Below are 20,187 nucleotides of genomic sequence, written 5' to 3'. Positions count from 1 at the left end.
TCGGGCGAACCGGTGCGGCCGAGTAGAGGATCTTGAATGGCTCAGCAGGGCCAGCGCGCTGCGTCCAACGACTTGTTCTTCCGCATCGAGCTGAACCGGAGCCGACTCGTGGTGCCGCAGAACTCCTTGTTGTCGAGTTCGTACTCGACTTGGAACACGGCCTTGCCAGCGGCGATGAACGGGCTGAGCTTCGGGCACTCGTTGTACTGCGCACACTGCTCGTTGACTGAGAAGTCGAACTCGCCAACCAGTTGGGTGACCTGGTCCAAATCATTCTTGAGCCCGATCGACAACCCCCGGTCGTGTGCCAGCCGGGCCAGCATCCGGTTGTAGGCGAGTTGATCAGCGGCGCTCAACGGGAATCCGGTGTCGCTGGCGTAGCCGTCGACGAGATCGGCCTCGATGCCGTCGAACCCCTTGTCCCGACAGGTGTCGAAGCGCTTGGCCATCAGCGGCTGCAGCACGGAGAGCTGGCGGATGTCCAGCCACTTCTCCCCGGGCCAGTTGTTCGAGCGGCCCTGCAACGAACTCGGGAACGCCTTGGCGTCGGGCCGGAAGTCCTCGTTGGCGCCCGCGTTGACGTAACAGATCACCTTGCGGCCCTTGGCGTGCAGGGTCCGGATGACATCAGCGGTCGCCTCGACCCCGTCGATGTCGTACACCGGCACGTCCACGCTGGTGTCCACCGGGGTGGTCAACTGCCACTGCCACGCGGTGCCCGGGGCCGGTACCCAGCGGGCGGACGTGCCGCCCCCGGTGCTGGGCTTGGTCGGCGGCGCCGCGGTGGGCGGCTTGGTCGCGCTGGGATCGGTGCTCGTCGGCGGCGCCGGGGTGGCGGTCGTGCTGGAGCTCTCCTCGGTCGTGCCGCTGCCAGTGGTGGTCGTGCTGGTGGGCGCGGGCGGCTCGCCGCCGGACCCGCTGCACCCAGCAGCCAGCACGACCAGGGGTAACAGCACGCACAGAGCGCGGGCTCTCATGCGATCAGGGTTCCTTTTCCGTTGGCGGGGAGGGGAAACCAGGACGGGAGCCGACCCCAGGGGTTGGCCCCGCTGTGGTCGCTGACCAGTGAGGTGCCCGCGTTGCGCCGGGCGATCAGGTCCAGCGCCTCCTCGGTCTGCGCGTCGGGCACGTCGTAGACCAGGTGCAGGAAGCGCTCCGCGGGCAGGGCGCGCGGCCAGCGCGGGGTGCTCAGCTCCACGTAGGTCGACCACGGGCCCTCGAAGGTGCCGAGCAGCTCCGCGTGGTCGGCGTAGGGCTTGATCGGGTGGGCGCCGTGGTTGAACACCACCTCACCCGCGCCGAGCAGGCGGGCCGCCTCGGCCAGTTCGGCGTAGTGGCCCACCTGGTCGGCGCCGGTGCTGACCCGGTCGAAGAACACCGCGTCCACCGAGAACCAGTCCCGGTGACGGGAGAAGTCCACCAGCGCGTCGGCCACCGGGCGGGTGCCGTAGGCGGAGTCCACGTACCCCGCCACCGGCACACCCGCGGCCCGCAGCCGGGCCACCACCGGGGCGAACGCGCTGTCGTACTGGGTGCCCGGCCCGCTGGCCACGTTCAGCACCACCAACCGGACTTGGTCGGCGGCCTCGGCCAGCGCGGTCCACCCGGCGGGGTCGACCGCCGGGTGGAAGTAGGCCGGGACCACGAGCTTGGGTGTCACGTCGTTGCCTGCCACAGATCCGTCAACGAGGTCGTCAGGTCACGGCCGGGTTTCCAGCCGAGCAGTTCGCCGATCGTGCTGATGTCCGCCTGGTGCCAGGGGACTTCGGCGGACCGCGCAGACCCTACGCCCTGTTCGACGACCACACCAGTGAAGCCCGCGATGTCGGCCAAGGTCGTCACCAGTTGACGCACCGGTGTCGCACGGCCGCTCGCGACGTTGAGCACACCTGTGTCCACAGTGGACGCTTGGCAGACCGCGAGCACGGCTTCGGCCACGTCACGGGCGTCCACGAAGTCGCGCACGTCGTCGAGCGCACCCAGGTGCACGTCGGTGCCCTCGGCGATCGCCTGCCGCAACTGGGTGGCCAGCCTGCCCGGCAGGCTGCCCACCGGGGAACCTGGGCCGAACGGGTTGAACACCCGCAGCACCACCGCGTCCAGCCCAGCGGCCCTGCCCGCGGACACCACGGCGGTACCGGCCAGCTTGGTCACCCCGTAGACCCCCACGGGGCACGGCCTGGTCCGCTCGGTGATCGGCGTGCCCACCTCGACCCGGCCGTACTCGCCCGCCGATCCCAGGTGCACCAACCTGGTGGCGCACCCACGGGTGAGCAGCGCGCCGACCAGGTTGGCCGGGCCGGTGATGTTGCCCTCGGCGAGCACGTCGGGCGGGCCGGCCACCTTGCCCGCGCAGTTGACCACCACGTCCGGCTCGGCCTGCTCCAGCGCGGCCAGCACCCCGGCCACGCCACCGGTGACCAGGTCCAGCGCGAAGTCACAGGAGGCCGACCGGCCGGCGGTGACCACGCTGGTCCCCGCCGCGCCGGTCAGCGCCCGCTTGACGTGGGCGCCCAGGAAGCCGTTGGCCCCGATGAGCAGAACGCGCGTCACTACGCCCCCTTCAGCAGGGTGCCCCTGATGTCGTCGAACTCGGCGTTGGCCCGGTCGTAGTCGTCGGGTCGTCCGATGTCCAGCCAGTAGCCGCCGAAGTCGAACTCGGCGGGCGGGTTGCCGCTGGCGAGCAGGTCCAGCACCAGCTCGTCGAAGCCCAGCGGGGTGCCCGGCTGGTACTCGCGCAGGGTGGCCTTGCTCAGCCCGTACACGCCCATGGACACCCGGTAGTTCAGCGTGGGCTTCTCGGTGAACTCCACCACGCGGCCGTTCTGCGTGGTCAGCACACCGAAGTCGATCTTCACCTGGCGCTGGTAGGTGGCCACGGTCAGCGGGGCGTTGCCGCCCACGTGCTGCTTGAGCATGGACGAGTAGTCCAGGTCCGTCAGCACGTCCCCGTTCATGACCAGGAAGTTGTCCGGCAGGGTGTCCAGGATCTGCAGCACCGGGCCGATCGTGCCCAGTGGGGAGTCCTCGGTGGCGTAGTCGATGGACATGCCCCAGCGACTGCCGTCTCCCACGTAGGAGCGGATCAGGTCGCCGAGGTAGCCGATGGCCAGCGTGGCCCGCTCGAAGCCGTGCTGGGAAAGCTGGGCGAGCACGATGTCCAGGATGGAGAACTCGTCGCCGATGGGCACCAGCGGCTTGGGCAGCCGGGTGGTGTAGGGACGCAGGCGAACTCCCTTGCCCCCGGCCAGGATGACGGCGTGCATGGTCGACTCCCTCGTCACTGGTTGTACTGCTCGGGCTTGTAGTGCGCCAGGTTGGCCGGGTCGCAGAACCACTCGATGGTCTCGGCGAGGCCCTGGTCCCTGGTGTACTGCGGCTTCCAGCCCGTGGCCTGGTGCAGCTTGTTCGCGTCGGCGATCAGCCGCATGACCTCCGAGTTCTTGGGCCGGATGCGCTGGCTGTCCTCGGTGATCTCCACGTCCACGCCCATCACGCGGGCGATGTCGTGTGCGAGCTGGCCGATGGAGACCTCGACCCCGGTGCCCGCGTTGAACAGCTCGCCGACCACGGTCTCGGCCGGGGCGGTGCCCGCGGTGACGAACGCCTCCGCGGTGTCCTTGACGTACAGGAAGTCCCGCGTCGGGTCCAGCGCGCCGAGCTTGATCGACTTGGCCCCCGCGGCCAGCTGGCTGATCACGGTGGGGATGACGGCGCGGGCGGACTGGCGCGGGCCGAAGGTGTTGAACGGCCGCAGGGTCACCGCGGGCACCTCGAAGCTGAGGTGGTAGGACTCGACCAGCTTGTCGGCCGAGAGCTTCGAGGCCGCGTAGGGCGACTGGGCCTGCAACGGGTGGGTCTCGCTGATCGGCACGGTGCGCGCGGTGCCGTAGGTCTCGCTGGTGGAGGTGTGCACCAGGCGGCCGGTGCCGCAGGCGCGCACCGCCTCCAGGATGTTCAGCGTGCCGATCACGTTGGTGTCCACATAGGACCGGGGCGCCTTGTAGGAGTACGGGATCGCGATCAGCGCGGCCAGGTGGTAGACCACCTCGGCGCCCTCGACCAGCTCGCGGGCCGAGGCCCCGTCGCGCACGTCGCCCTGCACGACCTCCACGTTGTCCAGCACGTCCCGGCCCAGCGACTCCAGCCAGCCCCAGGAGCCGAAGGAGTTGTACAGCACCATCGCCTTGACCCGGTTGCCGCGACGTACCAGCGACTCCACCAGGTGTGATCCGATGAAGCCCTCGGCCCCGGTCACTGCCACGACGTTCGTCATCTACTGCCTCTCTAGGTGTTACCTGTGTTTGGTTGCCTGACCCAGAGCCACCGAGGCGTGCACGGCGAGTACCGCCAGCAGCCCGCAACAGGCCAGCAACTGAGCCGAGATCAGGTCGATCCGCCATCCGAACCAGATGGCTCCCACCGCGGCCGAGACCTCGGTGAGCAACGCCGCCGCACAGCCTGGCAGCACCGTCCAGGTGCTCCCGCAGGCCTGCAACAGCAACGCGATGAACAGCGCCGCGCCCAGCGCCAGGTACGCGGTGTAGGCCGGGACCTGCGTCCACTCCGGACGGCCCGCGCCGATCAGCGCGGCCGTGGTGATCACCGTGGCGAACAGCAGCACCGCGACCACCAGGTAGCGGACCACCGCGAGCCCCAGCACCAGCCGGGAGCGCGCGACGAACCGGGACACCCGCGTGGTGGCCTGCGACTCGCGGCGCATCCTGCTGCGGTACCAGTACAGGTTCCACTCCGCAGCCCCCATGCTCAGCGACAGCGGCAGGGCTGCCACCGGTGCCGCCTTGGTGCCCAGCGCCGGGATCGCGGTGGCGGCGACCACCGGGAAGGCCAGCAGGCCCGCGGTGAGCACGCCGAACAACGCGTAGGGCAGTGCGCCGAACGAGGTCTGCCTGGTGACCAGGGGTCCGTTCGCGGGGGCGGGGTTCCAGGTCTGGTGCACGGCGAATCCTACCGACAGCAGCACGGAACCAGCCAGCACACACCACACCGGCAGGTTCAACCACTGCGGCTCACCGGCCACCACATATCCCAGGCTGGCCAGCACGCCCGGCGCGAGCGCGATGAACAGCCACTTGTCGGCCTTGCGCACCAACAGGACCGTGGCGGCCATCAGGTAGATACCCTGCCCCAGTGCGAAGAGCACCACCGGCAGCCCTGCGCCGGAGACCAGCAGCAGCACGCCGAGCACCAGGGCGAGCAGACCGACCGAGGCGGCCATGCCCAGCCGGAGAACCCTTGCGGCGCCACCGTTGTCCAGTGCGCTCGTCCGAGAGTACCCGAGGTAGGCCACGGCCTGGCTGAGCGACCAGGAGATCAACATTGACACGACGAGCACGGTCAACGCCGGGCCGCCGCCCAGCAGCGGGGCCGCCGCCGGGTAGCACAGCGCGGGCAGGCCGAACAGCAGGCCGTGCACCACGTGCGTGCTGCGCTTGGTGGTCCACGGGTCGGGCAGCGGCTCGGGCTCCTCGGGCTCGCGCGGCACCTGCCGGTAGAGCTCCTCGGCCAGGGTGAACACGTCGGAGAAGCCGTACTTGCGCTGCACCGCCTGGTCGGACAGGCCGTCGGCCTCCAGCCCCGCGGCGATCTCGAACGGGTCCACCGCGGCCGCGCACAGCGAGGTCATGCGCTCGCGCAACTCGTCGAGCGGGGTACGCGGCTTGGTCTCGGGAATCGTTCCCTGCACGGAGAAGTACGCGGTCTTCTGTGCCTCGGGGGCGGTACCCGCGGTCATGCGCTCCTCACTTCCCGATCCTGGTTCAGCGGGTACTTGCGGGCCAGTGTGGCGTAGAGCTCGTCGAAGGTGCCGATGGCCTGGTCAACGGTGAAGTACTCCAGCGCCCTCGTACGGGCCGCCTGGCCCAGCCGGTGGCGCAAGTCGTTGTCGGTCAACAGGTCCAGGCACGCCTTGGCCATGGCCTCCGGGTCGCGGGGCGGCACGACCAGCCCCGTGTCACCCACCGCCTCGCACACCCCGCCGACGTCGGTCGCCACGCAGGCGCGCGCGCTGGTCATGGCCTCGATCACGGTGTACGGGAAGCCCTCGGAGATGCTGGACAGCACCACGACGTGCCCCGCCGCGTAGGCGTCCCTGATCTCCTCGACCCTGCCCTCGAAGGTGGCTACCTCGCCGATCCCCAGTTGTGCCGCCAAGTCCTTGCAGCGGTTGAGATACCCCTCGCCGCCCTTGGGTGTTCCGCCGAACAGCCGCAGCCGCGCCTCCGGTAATCGCTTGTGCACCAACGCGAAGGCCCGCAGCAGCGTCTCCAGGTCCTTGATCGGGTCGACCCGGCCCGCCCAGCTGACCGTGGGGACCTCCGGCTCGGAGTCCACGGCGGGGAAGTCGGCGGGGTCCACCCCGTTGTAGACGGTGCGGATCGCGGTGGGCTCGGCGCCCAGCCGCTCCTCCCACCGCTTGTTGTAGATGTTGCCGGGGGCGATCATCCCGGCCTCCAGGTAGGCCTGCGTGCACAGCTTGCGCAGGAAGGCCAGGTGCAGCGCCTTGACCGGCCAGCGGTACGGGCCGCCGCGGTAGCCCAGGTAGCGCTCACGCAGGTAGATGCCGTGCTCGGTGAGCAGCAGCGGGGTGCCGTAGGTCCACTTGGCGGCCAACGCGGGCAGTGCCGCCAGGCCGTTGGCCACGCAGTGCGACACCTCCGCGCGCACCGGCGGGATCGCCAGCGGGCGCAGCGAGTGCTCCAGCAGTTCCACGGCGGTCAGCGCGTCGAACACGGTCGGCGCCGTGGCCTCCCCGTCCAACCAGCCGTCCTGCCAGGCGTCGGACAGGGCCCGCACGGTGTGCTCACCGCGCAGCGCCGCGGTCAGGTCGTAGCGCTGCCCGTACTCGAACAACTCGCGCAGCACCAGGCCGAACCACTGCTGGCCCGCGTCGGTGGGGTCCAGCAGCGTGTCGAAGAAGTCCCTGATCAGAGGCCGGAAGGCCCGGCGGGCCTGCCGGCCGGGTGTGCGCCCGGCCGGCACGGCCCCCCACAGCGGAACGGGCGTCACCGAGGCGACATTGCGGGGCAGCTCCCAGGCTGGCTGGTTCACCGTGCCGCCGACCAGCGCGACCACGTGGAAGTCGTAGTCCGGCATACCGCGCACCAACTGGTCACACCACACGCTCACACCACCGAAGCTGTGCGGGTAGGTGCCCTCTGTCATCAAGGCGACGTCCATTGTGGGTTAGCGCCCCTGACCTCTCTGGGCCGCGGCCGAGGTCAGCACCGCGTCGGAGGCGGCGTTGAGCTTCGGCGTCGACAGGGTGACCGGGATCGCCGGGCGCACCGGCTGGTCCAGCACGACCGGCAGCAGGGCCCTCGGTGCCAGCGGCAGGGTGCCCGCGGGCAGGGTGAGCGTGGCCCTGGCGGAGCTCAGGTAGGCCGAGCGCTGACCGGCGTAGGACTCACCGAACGCGGCCCCGTTCACCGTGGTGCCCTCCGGCACCGTGACCGGGATCTCCACTCCGTCAGGGCCCTGCACGGTGACGGTGCCGCCCTGGCTGTACGCGGTCACCCCGCCCGCTGCCAGCGCCTTGGTCCACGCGGCCTGCCGCTGGAGCGCCTGCCCCGCGGCCGACAGCCTCGGGTTGACGATCGGCGTGTTCGCCGCGAACTGCGCGCGGTAGGTGGCCAGCACGCCCTCCACCACCGGGTACAGGAGCCTGCCCTCGGCGAGGTTGGACTGGTGCACGTAGTGCGGCTGCGGGTCGTTGCTCGTCACGTGCCGCATCGCGATCTTGACCTCGAGCGGCACGATGTAGTTCGCGTAGCCGGTGTTCGGGTCCAGCGGGGTGATGCAGGTGGTGGTGGCGGGGTTGTCCTCGCACACCCCGCTGCCGCCATTGGCCCTGGAGGTGTAGATCCAGTTGTACTCGGAGACCTCCTCGGAGGGGTTGGCCACGTTGTAGAACACGTTCATCGGGTGCCGGGGCACGCCCAGCGCCGAGGCCACCTGCCGCTGGCCGGTCTCCCGCGAGGCGTCCAGGCCGACCCACGCGATGTCGTTGGCGCTGAGCGCGGCCAGGAAGTTCGGGTTGTCCTGGGGCTGCTGGGGCAGGATGAAGGTGCCCGAGTGCTCACCGGAGAGCAGTTCGTCGGCCTGGATGGGCAGGCCGTGCTTCTGCGCGAACTCCAGGTTCTTGGTGATCTCGATGTTGATGTCGGCCTGGCTGACGTACTGGACCTGGCCCGCCGCGTTGGTCACGCAGCGCCACGGGATCACCGTGAAGTCCTGCTGGCAGCCCAGGAAGCCGTGCGAGTAGGTGTGGTTCACCCAGCGGAACTGGCTCTTCTGCGCGTCCAGCGAGGTGGTCAGCGGATCACTGCCGTGGTCGGCGATGACCTCGTCGCTGCCGACCCCGTTGTACATGAAGTCGAACTGGAAGTTGTGCTGCTGCTGCCAGGCGACGGCGTGGTCCACGTCCTGCGGGGTGATCCGCACCGGCACGGTGTCCGGGGTGCCCGGCGGGCAGTCGTTGTTGCCGGGGGTGCAGTGCGCCGTGGAGTTCCACCGGTCGTCGGCGGCGTAGATGTCGTCGACGTTGACCGTGAAGTAGTTGCGGTAGTACCCCAGGTGCACGCCCCGCGTCGCCCAGTCGATGATGCCGTGCGCCAGCAGGCGGAACTGCTGCTGGTACCCGTTGTAGGCGAAGGTCGTGACCAGCTGCTCACGGCCGCCCTTGCGGTAGACGCCCATCAGCGTGCCCTGGGCGGTGCCGCCCGGCACGGTGGCCGTCAGCAGCGGCTCGAAGTGCGCGCCGGTCGTGGTGTTGTCCGGCTGCGGCGTCGCCAGGTAGCCGTACGCCTCGGTGACGGCCGGGTCGTTGTCCTCCAGCGGGACCGGGCCGGCCAGGTAACGGAAGGCGTCACCGGTGGCCGCCGCGGTCAGGTGTGCGGTGGTGCCGTCCAGCTTGCCCGAGTAGATCGGGCTGTTCAGGCCCACGTTGGCGCTCGGGTAGGAGAACCCGTTCACCTGGCGGATGCCGTACTGCTGCTCGTAGGCGGTCAGGGCGGTGAGCTCGGCGGAGCTCAGGCCACCCGGGTTCTCGTTGGCGAGCACCACGGCCTGGAACTTGGCCCTGGGTGCCCCGCCGACCTGGTCGGCCAGGTAGGTGTCGGTGATCTGGGGACGGTGCGCGTCACTGGTGGACAGCACGGTCGCGGCCAGGCCCTCGGAGGCCAGCTGGGACCGGATGCCCTCCACCCACGCCGAGCCGTCCGTGACGACCAGCACGTTGAGGTCCACGCGTGTCGACGCCGCCGCAGCGGCCACCCCAGGCACACCCACGAGACCGGCTACGCACGCAACTACCAGAAGCGCAGCCCTCGCTTGTGCGATCGATCGCAATGTTTACCCCGTTCACGCGCGTGCGACCACCAGGTGGCACGCGGTTTGTGAAGGAAATGGACGCGGGTGCGTCCGCCCCAACCACATCGCTGACGGCACTCCGTTGTTACCGGCGAATGGCATTCTTCAGCTAAACGCACGCTAATCGGCTGAAGGAGGTATCTACGCTGGGCCGAACGGCTCAGCGGGTAAGACTGAACGCATCATTCACATGCCCAAGTGGGTTAACTCCGGTTCATTCAGAACGACAAGTTTCCTGGACGTACCAGACAGGCAGTGACGAACCGGACACATGATGAACCAGCAGTTGAATACGCACACCCAGCATCTTCACAGCCAACCGTTACCTGAGTCACCCATCCGTGGGTGACGATGGCCACGATGTGGTCAGGTGCACGTTAGCCCTCGACATGACGAACGCGCGGGCAATTACCTGTGAACGGCGCAAGCATCCGGACCTATATTCGGTAAATGGGCGTAGCGGGCGCCTGGGCGGCGGTCCTTGCCATGGCCCGGTCGCGCGCGTAACGGCCAAGGAACGCGTCGATGGCCGCCCTGGTGGCGCGCAGGCCCTCCGCGCAGTCGGCGAGCACCGACTCGCCCAGTGCGGTCAGCTCGTAGCAGCGCCTGGCAGGCCCCGGGGTCGCGGTGCGCCAGGCCGAGCAGACCAGGCCGTCCCGTTCCAGGTTGCGCAGCGCCCGGTAGATCCCGCTGGCGTCGTTGTCCGCCCCGCACAGCTCGCGCAGCCGCTCGATCAGGCCGTAGCCGTGGTCGGGGCGCTCGCCGAGCAGGAGCAGCAGGCAAGGGCGCACGAAGTTGCGCGGTTCACAGTCTCGCATGAGTGGCACCCGTCCCGTCCAATTAGCACACCCCAGGGCAGGGAGAGGGGCGCGAGTTCGCGTTTCGCAAGTTGAATCATGCACATGCAAGCGTACTCCCGGTACAGGATAAACCGAATGCACACGCAAGGACCGGGCTCTCGACGCGTCCAATCGGGTAACGCTCCACGCGAACCGCGTGGCAATTCCACTGCGGCAGCCGCCGAACAGTAGAGCGGGCTGTGGTCCGACCGGAACAACCGTGCTCCATTCCGGTCGTTTGTCGCCGACAGGGCTTCCCCAGCCCGTACCGTTCAATCATGACGTCGATGCCGGCAGCAAGACTGGCTGAAACCTTCGTCAAGCTCGCCGATACCCTGGTCGGTGACTTCGACGTCGACGAGTTCCTGCGTTTTCTCGCGAGCAGAGCGAGGGAAACACTGTCCGCGGACGCGTCCGGTGTTGTGCTGGCCGACCTGTCCGGGCACCTGCGCACCGTGGCCGACTGCGTGGGGAAGACCAGCTCAGCGCCGCTGTGGGAGCTGCTGCGAGCGGACGGCCCCAGCATGGAGTGCTACCGCACCGGTACGCCCATCGCGGTACCCGACGTGGACCAGCACAACAACAGGTGGAACCGCTTCCTTCAGGAGGCGAGATCGGCCGGTTTCGCCGCACTGCACGCGGTGCCGTTGCGCCTGCGTGATACCACCATCGGCGCGCTCACCCTGTTCCACGCGCGCCGGGGAACACCGGACTCCGAGGACGCGCGAATCGCCGAGGCGATGGCCGAGGCCGCCGCGATCGCGTTGCTGCAGCAACGGGCAGTGCAGCGGGAGGAAACCCTTGCCAAGCAGCTCCAGGCGGCGTTCACCAGCCGCATTCTGATCGAGCAGGCCAAAGGTGTGCTCGCCGAGCGGCTGGGCACGACGGTGGATGCCGCTTTCACGGCACTGCGCGAACACGCCCGGCGAAGCAACCAGCGGTTGACCGAACTCGCCAACGCGGTGCTCTCGGGTTCGACGGACCTGCCGCGTGAGTGATCTTCGCCCGCTCGGGCTTGCCAGTGGTGATAACGCGGGTGCACTGTGTGACCGGGGCGAAATCACATTGCGCCCACTCACCGCTCCGGACCCCGGCGGGCCCACGCGTCCACACCTCGACCAGGGAGGTTGCCGTGTCCGGCACGGCCTTGACCGCGGCACGCCGGTCCGCCTACACGGGCGAGCCCGCCGCACGTGCGGGCTCCGCGATGGGCGCCGGGGACTCGCACGGCCTGGACACCTGCTCCTCGGGGCAGCGCAGGCTGCGCGCGCTGTTCGCGCTGCTGCTGTGCAACCAGGGCGCGGGCCAGGACCACCCGCTGGATGGGTGGGAGCTGGACTTCTCCGTGGTCGACTTCGTGACCTACTCCCCCGAACCGCACGGCCTGGTGGTGCTGACCTCGGCCCCGCACGTGCTGGCCGAGACGTGCCTGGTGCAGACCGAGCAGCCGCGCCGCAGCGGTCTGCCCGGGCTGCGCCCGCTCAACGCCGACCAGCACGGCAGGTGGTTCCGGTTCCGGCACGTGCCGACCCGCACCCTGCTGCGCATCGCCTCCGCGGAGGGCGCCGGGGCGACCCGCCCGCAGGTGCCGATCGCCTGGGAGATCGCCTCCCGCGCCTGGGACCTGCACCCCGCGGAGCAGCACATGCTGGACGTGGTGCCCCCGGTGCACCGCGACGCCGAGGAACTGCTCGCCGGGTTGCTGGTGCGGTTGGGCACCAACGATCCGGACGGCCGCTGGCGGGTCGGCGGGGTCGCCGGGTCCGGGCACTGGACCTCACTGTGGGGTCGCGGCAGGCATTGGACGCTGACCTGTCGTGAGGCGGAACTGGTCGCCGGTCTGACCGCTGCCCTGTGCGGGCCCGAGATCGGCATGGCGGGCACCGTCGTGCTGGAGTCCGACGCGACGTCCACGCTGGTGGGCCACCGGGAGGCGACCCTGCGGCTGATCGGACCGACCGGGTAGGTCCGGGCGCACCCGGTCGAGGGAGATGCGGGCGGCACCGGCCCCTGTTCGGATAAGGTCTAAACCAATATCGTCAACGATGCCGTCGCCGGGACCCATCTCAGCTGCCCCAGGAGGCACCCGTGTACCTGCTGCGCAACGCCCGTCTCGTCCTGCCGGGCGCCGTGGTGGACAACGGCAGGATCACCGTCGACGGCGAGTGGATCACTGACGTGGGCGCCGGCGCCGAGGGCGTGCAGGGCCCCGGCGTGCGCACCATCGACCTGGACGGCAGCTGGATCGTGCCCGGCTTCGTGGACATGCACGTGCACGGCGGCGGTGGCGCCAGCTACCCCGGCACCACGCCCGAGCAGGCCCGCCAGGTGTTCGAGTTCCACCGCAACCACGGCACGACCACCGCCGTCGCCAGCACCGTCACCATGGAGGTCGGCGAACTGGAGCGCGGCATCGCCTGCCTCGCCGAGCTCGTCCAGGACGGTCTGCTCGCGGGCATCCACCTGGAAGGCCCGTTCATCAGCAGGGCCCGCTGCGGGGCGCACGACCCCGCGCTGCTGCGCGAGCCCGAGCCGCACCTGGTGCAGCGCCTGCTCGACCGCGGCCGGGGCGCCGTGCGCATGGTCACGCTCGCCACCGAGTTGCACGGCGGGCTGCACGCCGTGCGACAGCTCACCGACAACGGGGTCATCGCCGCACTCGGCCACACCGACTCCAGTTACGAGCAGGCCCGCACCGCCATCGGCGCGGGCGTCACCGTCGCCACGCACCTGTTCAACGCCATGCGCGGCATCCACCACCGCGAGCCCGGACCGATCACCGCGATGCTCGAGGACGAGGGCGTCACCGTCGAGGTCATCAACGACGGGCACCACCTGCACGACGCCGCCGTGGAACTGGCCTTCCAGGCCGCCGGTCACCACCGCGTCGCGTTGATCACCGACGCGATGAGCGCCGCGGGCGCCGGTGACGGCAGCTACGAACTCGGCCCGCTCGCCGTCCGCGTGGTCGACGGGGTCGCCCGGCTCGCCGACAGCGAGGCGATCGCCGGGTCCACGCTCACCATGGACTCCGCCTTCCGCCGTGCCGTGCTCGTCAACCAGATCCCCATCGAGCACGCCAGCGCCGCCGCTTCCAGCACCCCCGCCCGCGTGCTCGGCATCGACCACCTGGTGGGCTCGCTCTCCGTTGGCAAGCGCGCCGACCTCGTCGTGCTCGACGCCGACCTGCGTGTGCAGGCCGTCATGTCCGCCGGCCGGTGGGTCACCGAGGTGCCCCAGGCCCAGCCCGCCGTGGGCCGGTGAGCCGGACTCGGTTGCCCGGGTCCGGCCCCTGACCCCGTTGTCCCGCTGGCGGTTCGGTGGTCGGCCAGCACTACTCCCCGGACGCGGCGAGCTCGCGCACCCGCCGCCGCACCAGGAACCAGCCCAGCACCAGCAGCAGCACGATGCCCGGGATCGAGAAGATCATGATCCGGCCCGCGGGCTCGTCGAAGTAGCTCAGCGCGAGCACGAGCACCAGGAAACCGAGGGTCACGTAGTTCGTGAACGGCGCGCCGGGCAGCCGGTACGCGGGCCGCTGGACCTCGCCCCGCTTGGCCTTGCGCTGCAACGCGAGGTTGCAGATCATGATCATCGACCACATGCTGAGGATGCCCAGCGCGGAGAAGTTCAGCGCGATCTCGAAGGCGTCGTGCGGCAGCACCAGGTTCAGCACCACACCGAGCGCGTAGATCGCGGCGGTGAGCAGCACCCCGCCGTAGGGCACACCGTTGCGGCTCATCAGCGCGGTGAACTTCGGCGCGGACCCGGCCACCGACAGCGAGCGCAGGATCCGGCCGGTGGAGTACAGCCCGGAGTTGACGCTGGACAGCGCGGCGGTGAGCACGACGATGTTCATGATCCCCGCGGAGCCGGGCACGCCGAGCCTGTCCAGGAAGGTCACGAACGGGCTCTGGTCGGCGGTGTAGTCCCCGGCGGGCATCAGCATCACCAGCAGCAGCACGGAGCCGACGTAGAAGATCGCGATGCGCCAGCCGACGGAGTTCACCGCCTTGGGGATGACCTCGCGCGGGTTCGCCGTCTCGCCCGCGGCCACACCGACCATCTCGATCGCGGCGTAGGCGAAGACCACGCCCTGCAGGATCATCACCGCGGGCAGCAGACCGGCCGGGAAGAACCCGCCGTGCTCGGTGATCAGCTGCGGGCCGGTTGAGTGCCCGTCCACGGTCTGCCTGGTGACCAGCACGAAGATCGCGATCAGCATGAACGCCACCAGCGCGATGACCTTGATGGCGGCGAACCAGAACTCCAGCTCGCCGAACAGCGCCACGGACACCATGTTCACCGCGAGCACCACCACCAGCGCGATCAGCGCGGGGATCCACTGCGGCACGTCCGGCCAGAAGAAGCGCACGTAGGTCGCGGCGGCGGTGACGTCGGCGATGCCGCTCATCGCCCAGTTCAGGAAGTACATCCAGCCGACGAAGAACGCCGACTTCTCGCCGAGGAACTCTCGCGAGTAGGACACGAACGAGCCCGAGCTCGGCCGGTGCATCACCAGCTCGCCCATCGCCCTGACCACGAAGAACGCGAACACGCCGGAGATGGCGTACACGATGGCCAGCGAGGGGCCCGCGCTGTGCAGCCGACCGCCCGCGCCCAGGAACAGGCCGGTGCCGATGGCGCCGCCCATGGCGATCATCTGCACCTGACGGCTCTTGAGCCCCTTGTGGTACCCGGCGTCCTCGTCGAGGCGGCCCTCGTTGGCGGACCCGGCACGCACGGGATCAGAGGTGTGAGACATGGGGTCCTTTCCAGACTGCACCGGTCGCCCGTTTGTAGCAGTCGGCTCCCGCGCGCACGAAACGGGAGCGGTCACGCCAAGTAAACATCCGATGTCTGAGCCTCAGAACGCCCGTCGACAGCCCCACGAACGCCGTCAGATCCGATGACCGGACCGAGTCCGACCACCCCTGACAGAAGGCAAGCAGCCATCCGTGTCATTTGACCTAAGTCCGCCCCGGGGCGCCCGTGCCATGGTTTCCTCGTGAGCGTGACAGAACAGGTGGGGACCAGGCTTCGGGCGCCGCGGCACCAGGTCAGCCGCAAGGCGATCCCGTACTGGACGGTACGGGCACTGCCGGGGTGGGTGGTGCTGGCCGGGGCGCAGATCGTGTTCGCGGTGGTCCCGCGCGGGCCCTTCGGAGCCCAGCCGTCGTGGCTGTGGGTGACGCTTGCGGTGACCGTGCTGCTGGCGGTGGCCCACCTGCTGGTGATGCCGCGCTGGCGGTACCGCGTGCACCGCTGGGAGGTCACGCCCACCGCCGTCTACACCCAGTCGGGCTGGTTCGACCAGGAGTGGCGGGTCGCGCCGATCAGCCGGATCCAGACGGTGGACACCGAACGCGGGCCGTTCGAGCAGCTGTTCGGCCTGTCCCGGGTGACGGTGACCACCGCCTCGGCTGCCGGTCCGCTGCACATCCACGGACTGGACGAGCAGACCGCGCGCGACCTGGTCGAGGAGCTCGCGGCCACCACGCAGGCCAGCAAGGGTGACGCGACGTGAGCGAGCTTGCGAGCCCCAGCGAGGTGCGGCGATGAGCGAGCTTGCGAGCGAACAATCCAGCACGGTGCCCGAGCTCACCCAGCGGCCGGTGGACTTCACGCCCGCGCCGCCCCCGCCGGAGGAGATCCCCTGGCACCGGCTCAACCCGTTGATGCTGGTGATCCACCCGGCCAAGGAACTGATCCGGATCGTCCCGGTGCTGGTCGGCCTGGTGCTGCTCAACCGCAGCGGCAACTGGCAGCAGTGGATCGGCCTTGGCGTGGTCGGCCTGCTGCTGGTGCGCGGGGTGCTGCACTGGATCACCGCGCGCTACCGGATCACCGAGGAGCAGGTGGAGCTCAAGCACGGCCTGCTGATCCGCAAGTCGCGGGCGGTTCCCCGGGACCGGATCAGGACCGTGGACATCACGGCCGAGTGGCAGCATCGGCTGGTGGGGCTGTGCAAGGTCAAGGTCGGCACGGGTCGGCACGACTCCGGCAAGGGCGACGAGCTGGTCCTGGACGCGGTGACCAAGACCGAGGCCGAGCGGCTGCGCACCCTGTTGCTGCACAGGCCGTCGGCGCCGAGCCCGGAACAAGCCACTGTGGACAGTCCACAGGAGACGGTGCTGGCGGCGGTGGACCGGCGCTGGACGCGGTTCGCCCCGTTCACCCTGTCCGGGGTGGCGATCGTCGGCGCCCTGGGCGGCACGATCTTCCACTTCGCCCACGAACTGCACCTGGACGGCGGCGCGCTCGGGCCGCTGCGGCAGGTGCTGGACCAGGTGCTCACCGGCCCGGTGTGGCTGACCGTGCTCATCGCGGTGGCCGCGCTGCTGGTCGTGGTGACGATCGCCTCGGTGCTGGGCTACGTCCTGTCCTACTGGAACTTCCAGGTGACCCGCGAACCCTCGGGCACCCTGCACATCCGGCACGGCCTGATCAACACGCGCTCGGTCTCCATCGAGGAGAAGCGGCTGCGCGGCGTGGAGGTCAAGGAGACCCTGCCGCTGCGACTGGTCCAGGGTGGACGGTGCTCGGCGGTGGTCAGCGGGCTGCGCACCGGGCGCGGTGACGAGCGCGGCGGCGCACTGCTGCTGCCCGCGGCACCGCTGGAGCGGGCGCACGAGGTGGCCGCGAAGGCCCTGCACGAGGCCGAGGACCCGACCACCGCACCGCTGCGCGGGCACCCGAGGGCGGCACGGATGCGCCGGGTCAACCGGGCGGTGATGTCCGCGGTGGGCATCACGGTGCTGGCCTGGCTGGCCTCGCTGGTGAACTTCGCCCCGGACTGGCTGTGGAAGGCGGCGTTGGTGCTGATCCCGCTGTCCGTCCTGATCGGACTCGACCGGTTCCGCAGCCTGGGGCACACCCTGGCGGGCGAGTACCTGGTGACCCGCTCGGGCTCGCTGGTGCGGGAAACCGTTGCGCTGCGCAGGGATGGCGTCATCGGCTGGCGGCTGCACGCCTCGTTCTTCCAGCGCAGGGCCGGGCTGATGACGGTGGTCGCGACCACGGCGGCGGGCAAGGGCGCCTACCACGTCACGGATGTGTCCGCGGCCGAGGCGGTGGCGCTGGCCGACGAGACGATGCCGGAACTGCTGACCCAGTTCCTGGAGTGAACCCGTGGGGCCCCGGCGGACCGGGGCCCCACAGCGGTCAGTGCTGGTGCGGCTGGTTGACCGGCAGCTGCGGCTGTGCCTGGGCAGTGGCCTGCTGCGCCACGGCCTGCTGGTCGATCAGCTGCTGCGCCTGCTCCTTGTCCAGCCAGCTCTCCGCCCCGCAGAAGGTGCACTGCAGCGCGTGCTTGGTGCTGATCGGGAACAGCGGGATGAAGAAGAACGTGAACTTGGTGGTGAACTTGCGCAGCGAGTGCGCGGCCGGGTTGCGGCAGCTGTTGCACACCAGCATCGCCATCAGCAACTGGTACACGTATCTGCGCGTACCCCAGATCAACAGCATCAGGTCCCCCCTCGGGCCCAGGTCGTGTGTGACCGCAGCAGGGTAGCCGCCCGGCCCGCTCAGTGCCAGCCGCTGGGGTCCACCCCGCCGGGGATCTCCGCCGAGGGGTCGTACGGGGTCCTGGTGAAGATGAACGTGGCCAGGTCGAGGTGGCGGATCGAACCGTCGGCGTGCCGCACCACGCGCAGGGTCTCGCCCGCGTAGTAGCCGTCCAGGCCGATCCAGGTGCCGTCCGGCTCGGGCCGGAAGCGGGAGGCCCGCCCACCGACGCCGATCGGGGCGAGGTTGATCCAGCCGCCGGGCATCAGCTTGAGCGAGCGCGCCGCCGGGCCCCAGTACCAGGTGCCGGTCATCGCCAGCAGCTCCGGGTCGTACTCGGTCAGCGGGGCCCACTCGGCTGGCAGCCTCGGCTCGCTGGTGGCCAGGATGTCGATCAGGTCGGCGGCCACGGCGGGCACCTCGACCCCGCTGGTGGTGTTGGCGAACACGACCGCGCCGGTGGCCTGCTCGGGGTGCGTCCACAGGGTGGCCAGGAAGCCCGGCATGGAGCCGGTGTGCCCGGCCAGCCGCCGGCCCCGGTTGCGGGCCAGTTGCAGCCCCAGGCCGTAACCGCCGAGCCAGTGGTCCCCGTCCTCGACCACGATGGGCTCGCGCATCTCGGCCACGGTGTCGGGGTGCAGTACCTCACCGGTGTCCCCGCCGACCAGCCGCGCCCAGCGGGCCAGGTCGTTGAGGGTGGACCAGAGCTGGCCCGCCGGCGCCATGGACACCGCGTCGTGCGCGGGCTCGGGCAGCAGCACGTCGGCCCACGGGTGCACGGCCCAGCCCTCGGCGTGCGGCTTCTCCGGCATCGGGGTGGTGCGGGTCATCTCCAGCGGGCGCAGGATCTCCTCGCGCACGACGTCCAGCCAGCTCGCGCCGCGCACCCGGCTGACCAGCTCGCCCAGCGCGCCGTAGCCGAGGTTGGAGTAGTGGAACCGGCGGCCGGGCCGGTGCTTGAGCTCGCCGGGGCCCACCCGGTCGGACAGCTCGGACCAGGAGGTGCCGGGGCTGCGCTCCCACCAGGAGCCCGGGGACTCGGCGGTGATGCCGCTGGCGTGCGCGAGCAGCTGGGCCACGGTCAGCCCGCCCAGCGCGCTGCCGGGCACGTAGGTGTCGAAGGTGTCGTTCAGCTCCACCTTGCCCTCGTCGCGCAGGCGCATCACGGCCACCGCCACGAAGGTCTTGGTGATCGAGCCGATCCGGTACTGGGTGTCCGCGGTGGGGGCCTGCCCGTCCACCTGGCCCCGGCCGCCGCTCCACAGCAACCGCCCGTCGCGGATCACCGCGGCGGCCAGCGAGGGGGCCCGTTTCGCGGACTGCTCCACCGCGATCCGGTGCAGCAGGGCATGTTCGGTCGCGGGCAGCAGGTTCTCGGAGGACACGCCGTCCTACCCCTCTCACTCACTGTGGAGGCCCTTCGGGCCGGTGGCCTCCGATCCTGCCACTAACCTCTGCCCCATGGCTCGCACGCGTTTGTACCGAAACGGCGTCCTGGAGAGCGAGGACTTCGATCCCGCCCTTATCTCCGACCACCTGGCCGAGCCGGGGGTGGCCGTGTGGCTGGACATGTGCGCTCCCGACGAGGCGGACCTCGCGACCATCAGCGAGGAGCTGGGGCTGCACAAACTCGCCGTGGAGGACGCGGTGCACGAGCACCAGCGGCCCAAAGTGGACCGTTACGACTCACACCTGTTCCTTTCCGCTTACCAGGCAACGACAAATGTTGACAGTGAACGGATCTCGGTGGCCGAAGTGTCGGTTTTCATCACCGAGAAGGCATTGGTCACCGTGCGCAAGAGCCAGGAGTTCGACATCGATCCAGTGGTGAAGCGGTGGGATTCCGCTCCGGAACTGGCCAAGGGCGGGGTCGCGTTCCTGCTGCACGGCCTGCTCGACCACATCGCGGACAGCCAGTTCGAGGCGGTGCAGTTCCTGGACGAGCGCATCGAGCAGGTCGAGGAGCAGCTGTTCGGCGACCCGGTGGACCTGCGGCTGATCCAGCGCCGCTCCTACATGCTGCGGCGCTCCCTGCTGGACCTGCGCAAGGTGACCTCCCCGATGCGCGAGGTGCTCGAAGCCGTGCTGCGCCACGACACGCACCTGGTGGACGATCAGCTCCAGCCCTACTACCGGGACGTCTACGACCACGTGCTGCGCGCCGACGCCCGCATCGAGTCCCTGCGTGACCTGGTGGCCACGCTGCGCGAGACCGAACTGACCATCCAGGGCAACCAGATGAACCTGATCATGAAGAAGGTGACCAGCTGGGCCGCGATCATCGCGGTGCCCACGCTGATCACCGGCTTCTACGGGCAGAACATCAACTACCCCGGGCTGAACACCGACTGGGGCTTCTGGATCTCCACCGCGGTCATCCTGGTCGCCTCGGCCGTGCTGTACGTGGTGTTCCGCAGGCGCAACTGGTTGTAGTAGCCTCACCGGCATGACC

The 20,187-nt window shown here is 69.8% G+C and carries 18 protein-coding genes; 6 read left to right on the top strand and 12 right to left on the bottom strand.

The genetic code is table 11. The annotated features are described in order from the left end of the window. Window positions 1-41: 41 nt before the first annotated feature. From KALB_RS10190 to KALB_RS10150, 9 genes are all read right to left on the bottom strand, one after another. Window positions 42-977 (bottom strand): endo alpha-1,4 polygalactosaminidase, encoded by a 936-nt coding sequence (locus tag KALB_RS10190; RefSeq protein WP_063750754.1) that lies wholly within the window; start codon window positions 975-977, stop codon window positions 42-44. Further along, entirely contained in the window at window positions 974-1,660 is a 687-nt protein-coding gene (locus KALB_RS10185) for a spherulation-specific family 4 protein (RefSeq protein WP_025355616.1), read from the bottom strand. The genes KALB_RS10190 and KALB_RS10185 overlap by 4 nt, the downstream gene beginning before the upstream one ends. Then, window positions 1,657-2,553, bottom strand: a complete 897-nt coding sequence (locus KALB_RS10180; protein WP_025355615.1) for an NAD-dependent epimerase/dehydratase family protein — start codon at window positions 2,551-2,553, stop codon at window positions 1,657-1,659. Before KALB_RS10180 ends, KALB_RS10185 begins: the two co-directional genes overlap by 4 nt. After that, window positions 2,553-3,266 carry a nucleotidyltransferase family protein gene (locus KALB_RS10175; protein ID WP_025355614.1) on the bottom strand — a complete coding sequence of 238 codons (714 nt, stop codon included), beginning with the start codon at window positions 3,264-3,266 and terminating at the stop codon, window positions 2,553-2,555. Before KALB_RS10175 ends, KALB_RS10180 begins: the two co-directional genes overlap by 1 nt. A gap of 14 nt (window positions 3,267-3,280) precedes the next feature. After that, the gene (locus KALB_RS10170) at window positions 3,281-4,276 is read right to left on the bottom strand and encodes a GDP-mannose 4,6-dehydratase (protein ID WP_025355613.1); all 996 of its coding nucleotides are present in this window, start codon (window positions 4,274-4,276) and stop codon (window positions 3,281-3,283) included. An 18-nt stretch (window positions 4,277-4,294) separates the two neighbouring features. Beyond that, window positions 4,295-5,755 carry a hypothetical protein gene (locus KALB_RS10165; RefSeq protein ID WP_030110796.1) on the bottom strand — a complete coding sequence of 487 codons (1,461 nt, stop codon included), beginning with the start codon at window positions 5,753-5,755 and terminating at the stop codon, window positions 4,295-4,297. Continuing rightward, on the bottom strand, window positions 5,752-7,200 hold the full coding sequence (pelF, locus tag KALB_RS10160; RefSeq protein WP_042220310.1) for a GT4 family glycosyltransferase PelF: 1,449 nt from the start codon (window positions 7,198-7,200) through the stop codon (window positions 5,752-5,754). The genes KALB_RS10165 and pelF overlap by 4 nt, the downstream gene beginning before the upstream one ends. A 6-nt stretch (window positions 7,201-7,206) precedes the next feature. After that, window positions 7,207-9,267, bottom strand: coding sequence for a hypothetical protein (locus KALB_RS10155; RefSeq protein WP_051913282.1), 2,061 nt, complete (start codon window positions 9,265-9,267; stop codon window positions 7,207-7,209). 560 nt (window positions 9,268-9,827) lie between these two features. Continuing rightward, window positions 9,828-10,208, bottom strand: coding sequence for a PadR family transcriptional regulator (locus KALB_RS10150; protein ID WP_025355610.1), 381 nt, complete (start codon window positions 10,206-10,208; stop codon window positions 9,828-9,830). A 299-nt stretch (window positions 10,209-10,507) separates the two neighbouring features. Between KALB_RS10150 and KALB_RS10145 the strand changes: the two genes are divergently transcribed. From KALB_RS10145 to nagA, 3 genes are all read left to right on the top strand, one after another. Continuing rightward, window positions 10,508-11,227, top strand: coding sequence for an ANTAR domain-containing protein (locus KALB_RS10145; protein WP_030110800.1), 720 nt, complete (start codon window positions 10,508-10,510; stop codon window positions 11,225-11,227). A gap of 134 nt (window positions 11,228-11,361) precedes the next feature. Further along, window positions 11,362-12,195 (top strand): hypothetical protein, encoded by an 834-nt coding sequence (locus KALB_RS10140; protein ID WP_025355608.1) that lies wholly within the window; start codon window positions 11,362-11,364, stop codon window positions 12,193-12,195. 122 nt (window positions 12,196-12,317) lie between these two features. Continuing rightward, the gene (nagA, locus tag KALB_RS10135) at window positions 12,318-13,493 is read left to right on the top strand and encodes an N-acetylglucosamine-6-phosphate deacetylase (RefSeq protein WP_025355607.1); all 1,176 of its coding nucleotides are present in this window, start codon (window positions 12,318-12,320) and stop codon (window positions 13,491-13,493) included. A gap of 70 nt (window positions 13,494-13,563) precedes the next feature. Here nagA and KALB_RS10130 read toward each other — a convergent pair whose 3' ends face one another. Next, window positions 13,564-14,994, bottom strand: a complete 1,431-nt coding sequence (locus tag KALB_RS10130) for an amino acid permease (RefSeq protein ID WP_025355606.1) — start codon at window positions 14,992-14,994, stop codon at window positions 13,564-13,566. Between the two features lie 249 nt (window positions 14,995-15,243). Between KALB_RS10130 and KALB_RS10125 the strand changes: the two genes are divergently transcribed. Next, window positions 15,244-15,756 carry a PH domain-containing protein gene (locus KALB_RS10125; protein ID WP_030110802.1) on the top strand — a complete coding sequence of 171 codons (513 nt, stop codon included), beginning with the start codon at window positions 15,244-15,246 and terminating at the stop codon, window positions 15,754-15,756. 31 nt (window positions 15,757-15,787) lie between these two features. Further along, window positions 15,788-17,356, top strand: coding sequence for a PH domain-containing protein (locus tag KALB_RS10120; RefSeq protein WP_081789274.1), 1,569 nt, complete (start codon window positions 15,788-15,790; stop codon window positions 17,354-17,356). Window positions 17,357-17,393: 37 nt separating this feature from the next. Here KALB_RS10120 and KALB_RS10115 read toward each other — a convergent pair whose 3' ends face one another. Next, window positions 17,394-17,696 (bottom strand): zinc-ribbon domain-containing protein, encoded by a 303-nt coding sequence (locus KALB_RS10115; protein WP_081789273.1) that lies wholly within the window; start codon window positions 17,694-17,696, stop codon window positions 17,394-17,396. A gap of 59 nt (window positions 17,697-17,755) precedes the next feature. Beyond that, window positions 17,756-19,105 carry a serine hydrolase domain-containing protein gene (locus tag KALB_RS10110; protein WP_025355602.1) on the bottom strand — a complete coding sequence of 450 codons (1,350 nt, stop codon included), beginning with the start codon at window positions 19,103-19,105 and terminating at the stop codon, window positions 17,756-17,758. 91 nt (window positions 19,106-19,196) lie between these two features. On the opposite strand from KALB_RS10110, the gene KALB_RS10105 reads away from it, so the two are divergent. Further along, the gene (locus tag KALB_RS10105; RefSeq protein ID WP_030110803.1) at window positions 19,197-20,168 is read left to right on the top strand and encodes a magnesium transporter CorA family protein; all 972 of its coding nucleotides are present in this window, start codon (window positions 19,197-19,199) and stop codon (window positions 20,166-20,168) included. Window positions 20,169-20,187: the final 19 nt, after the last annotated feature.

The sequence above is a fragment of the Kutzneria viridogrisea DSM 43870 genome (assembly GCF_000525635.1).
Classification (GTDB): Bacteria; Actinomycetota; Actinomycetes; order Mycobacteriales; family Pseudonocardiaceae; genus Kutzneria; species Kutzneria viridogrisea.
The sequence above is the reverse complement of the archived record's forward strand: the minus strand, read 5'-3'. Positions and strand labels throughout refer to the sequence as shown.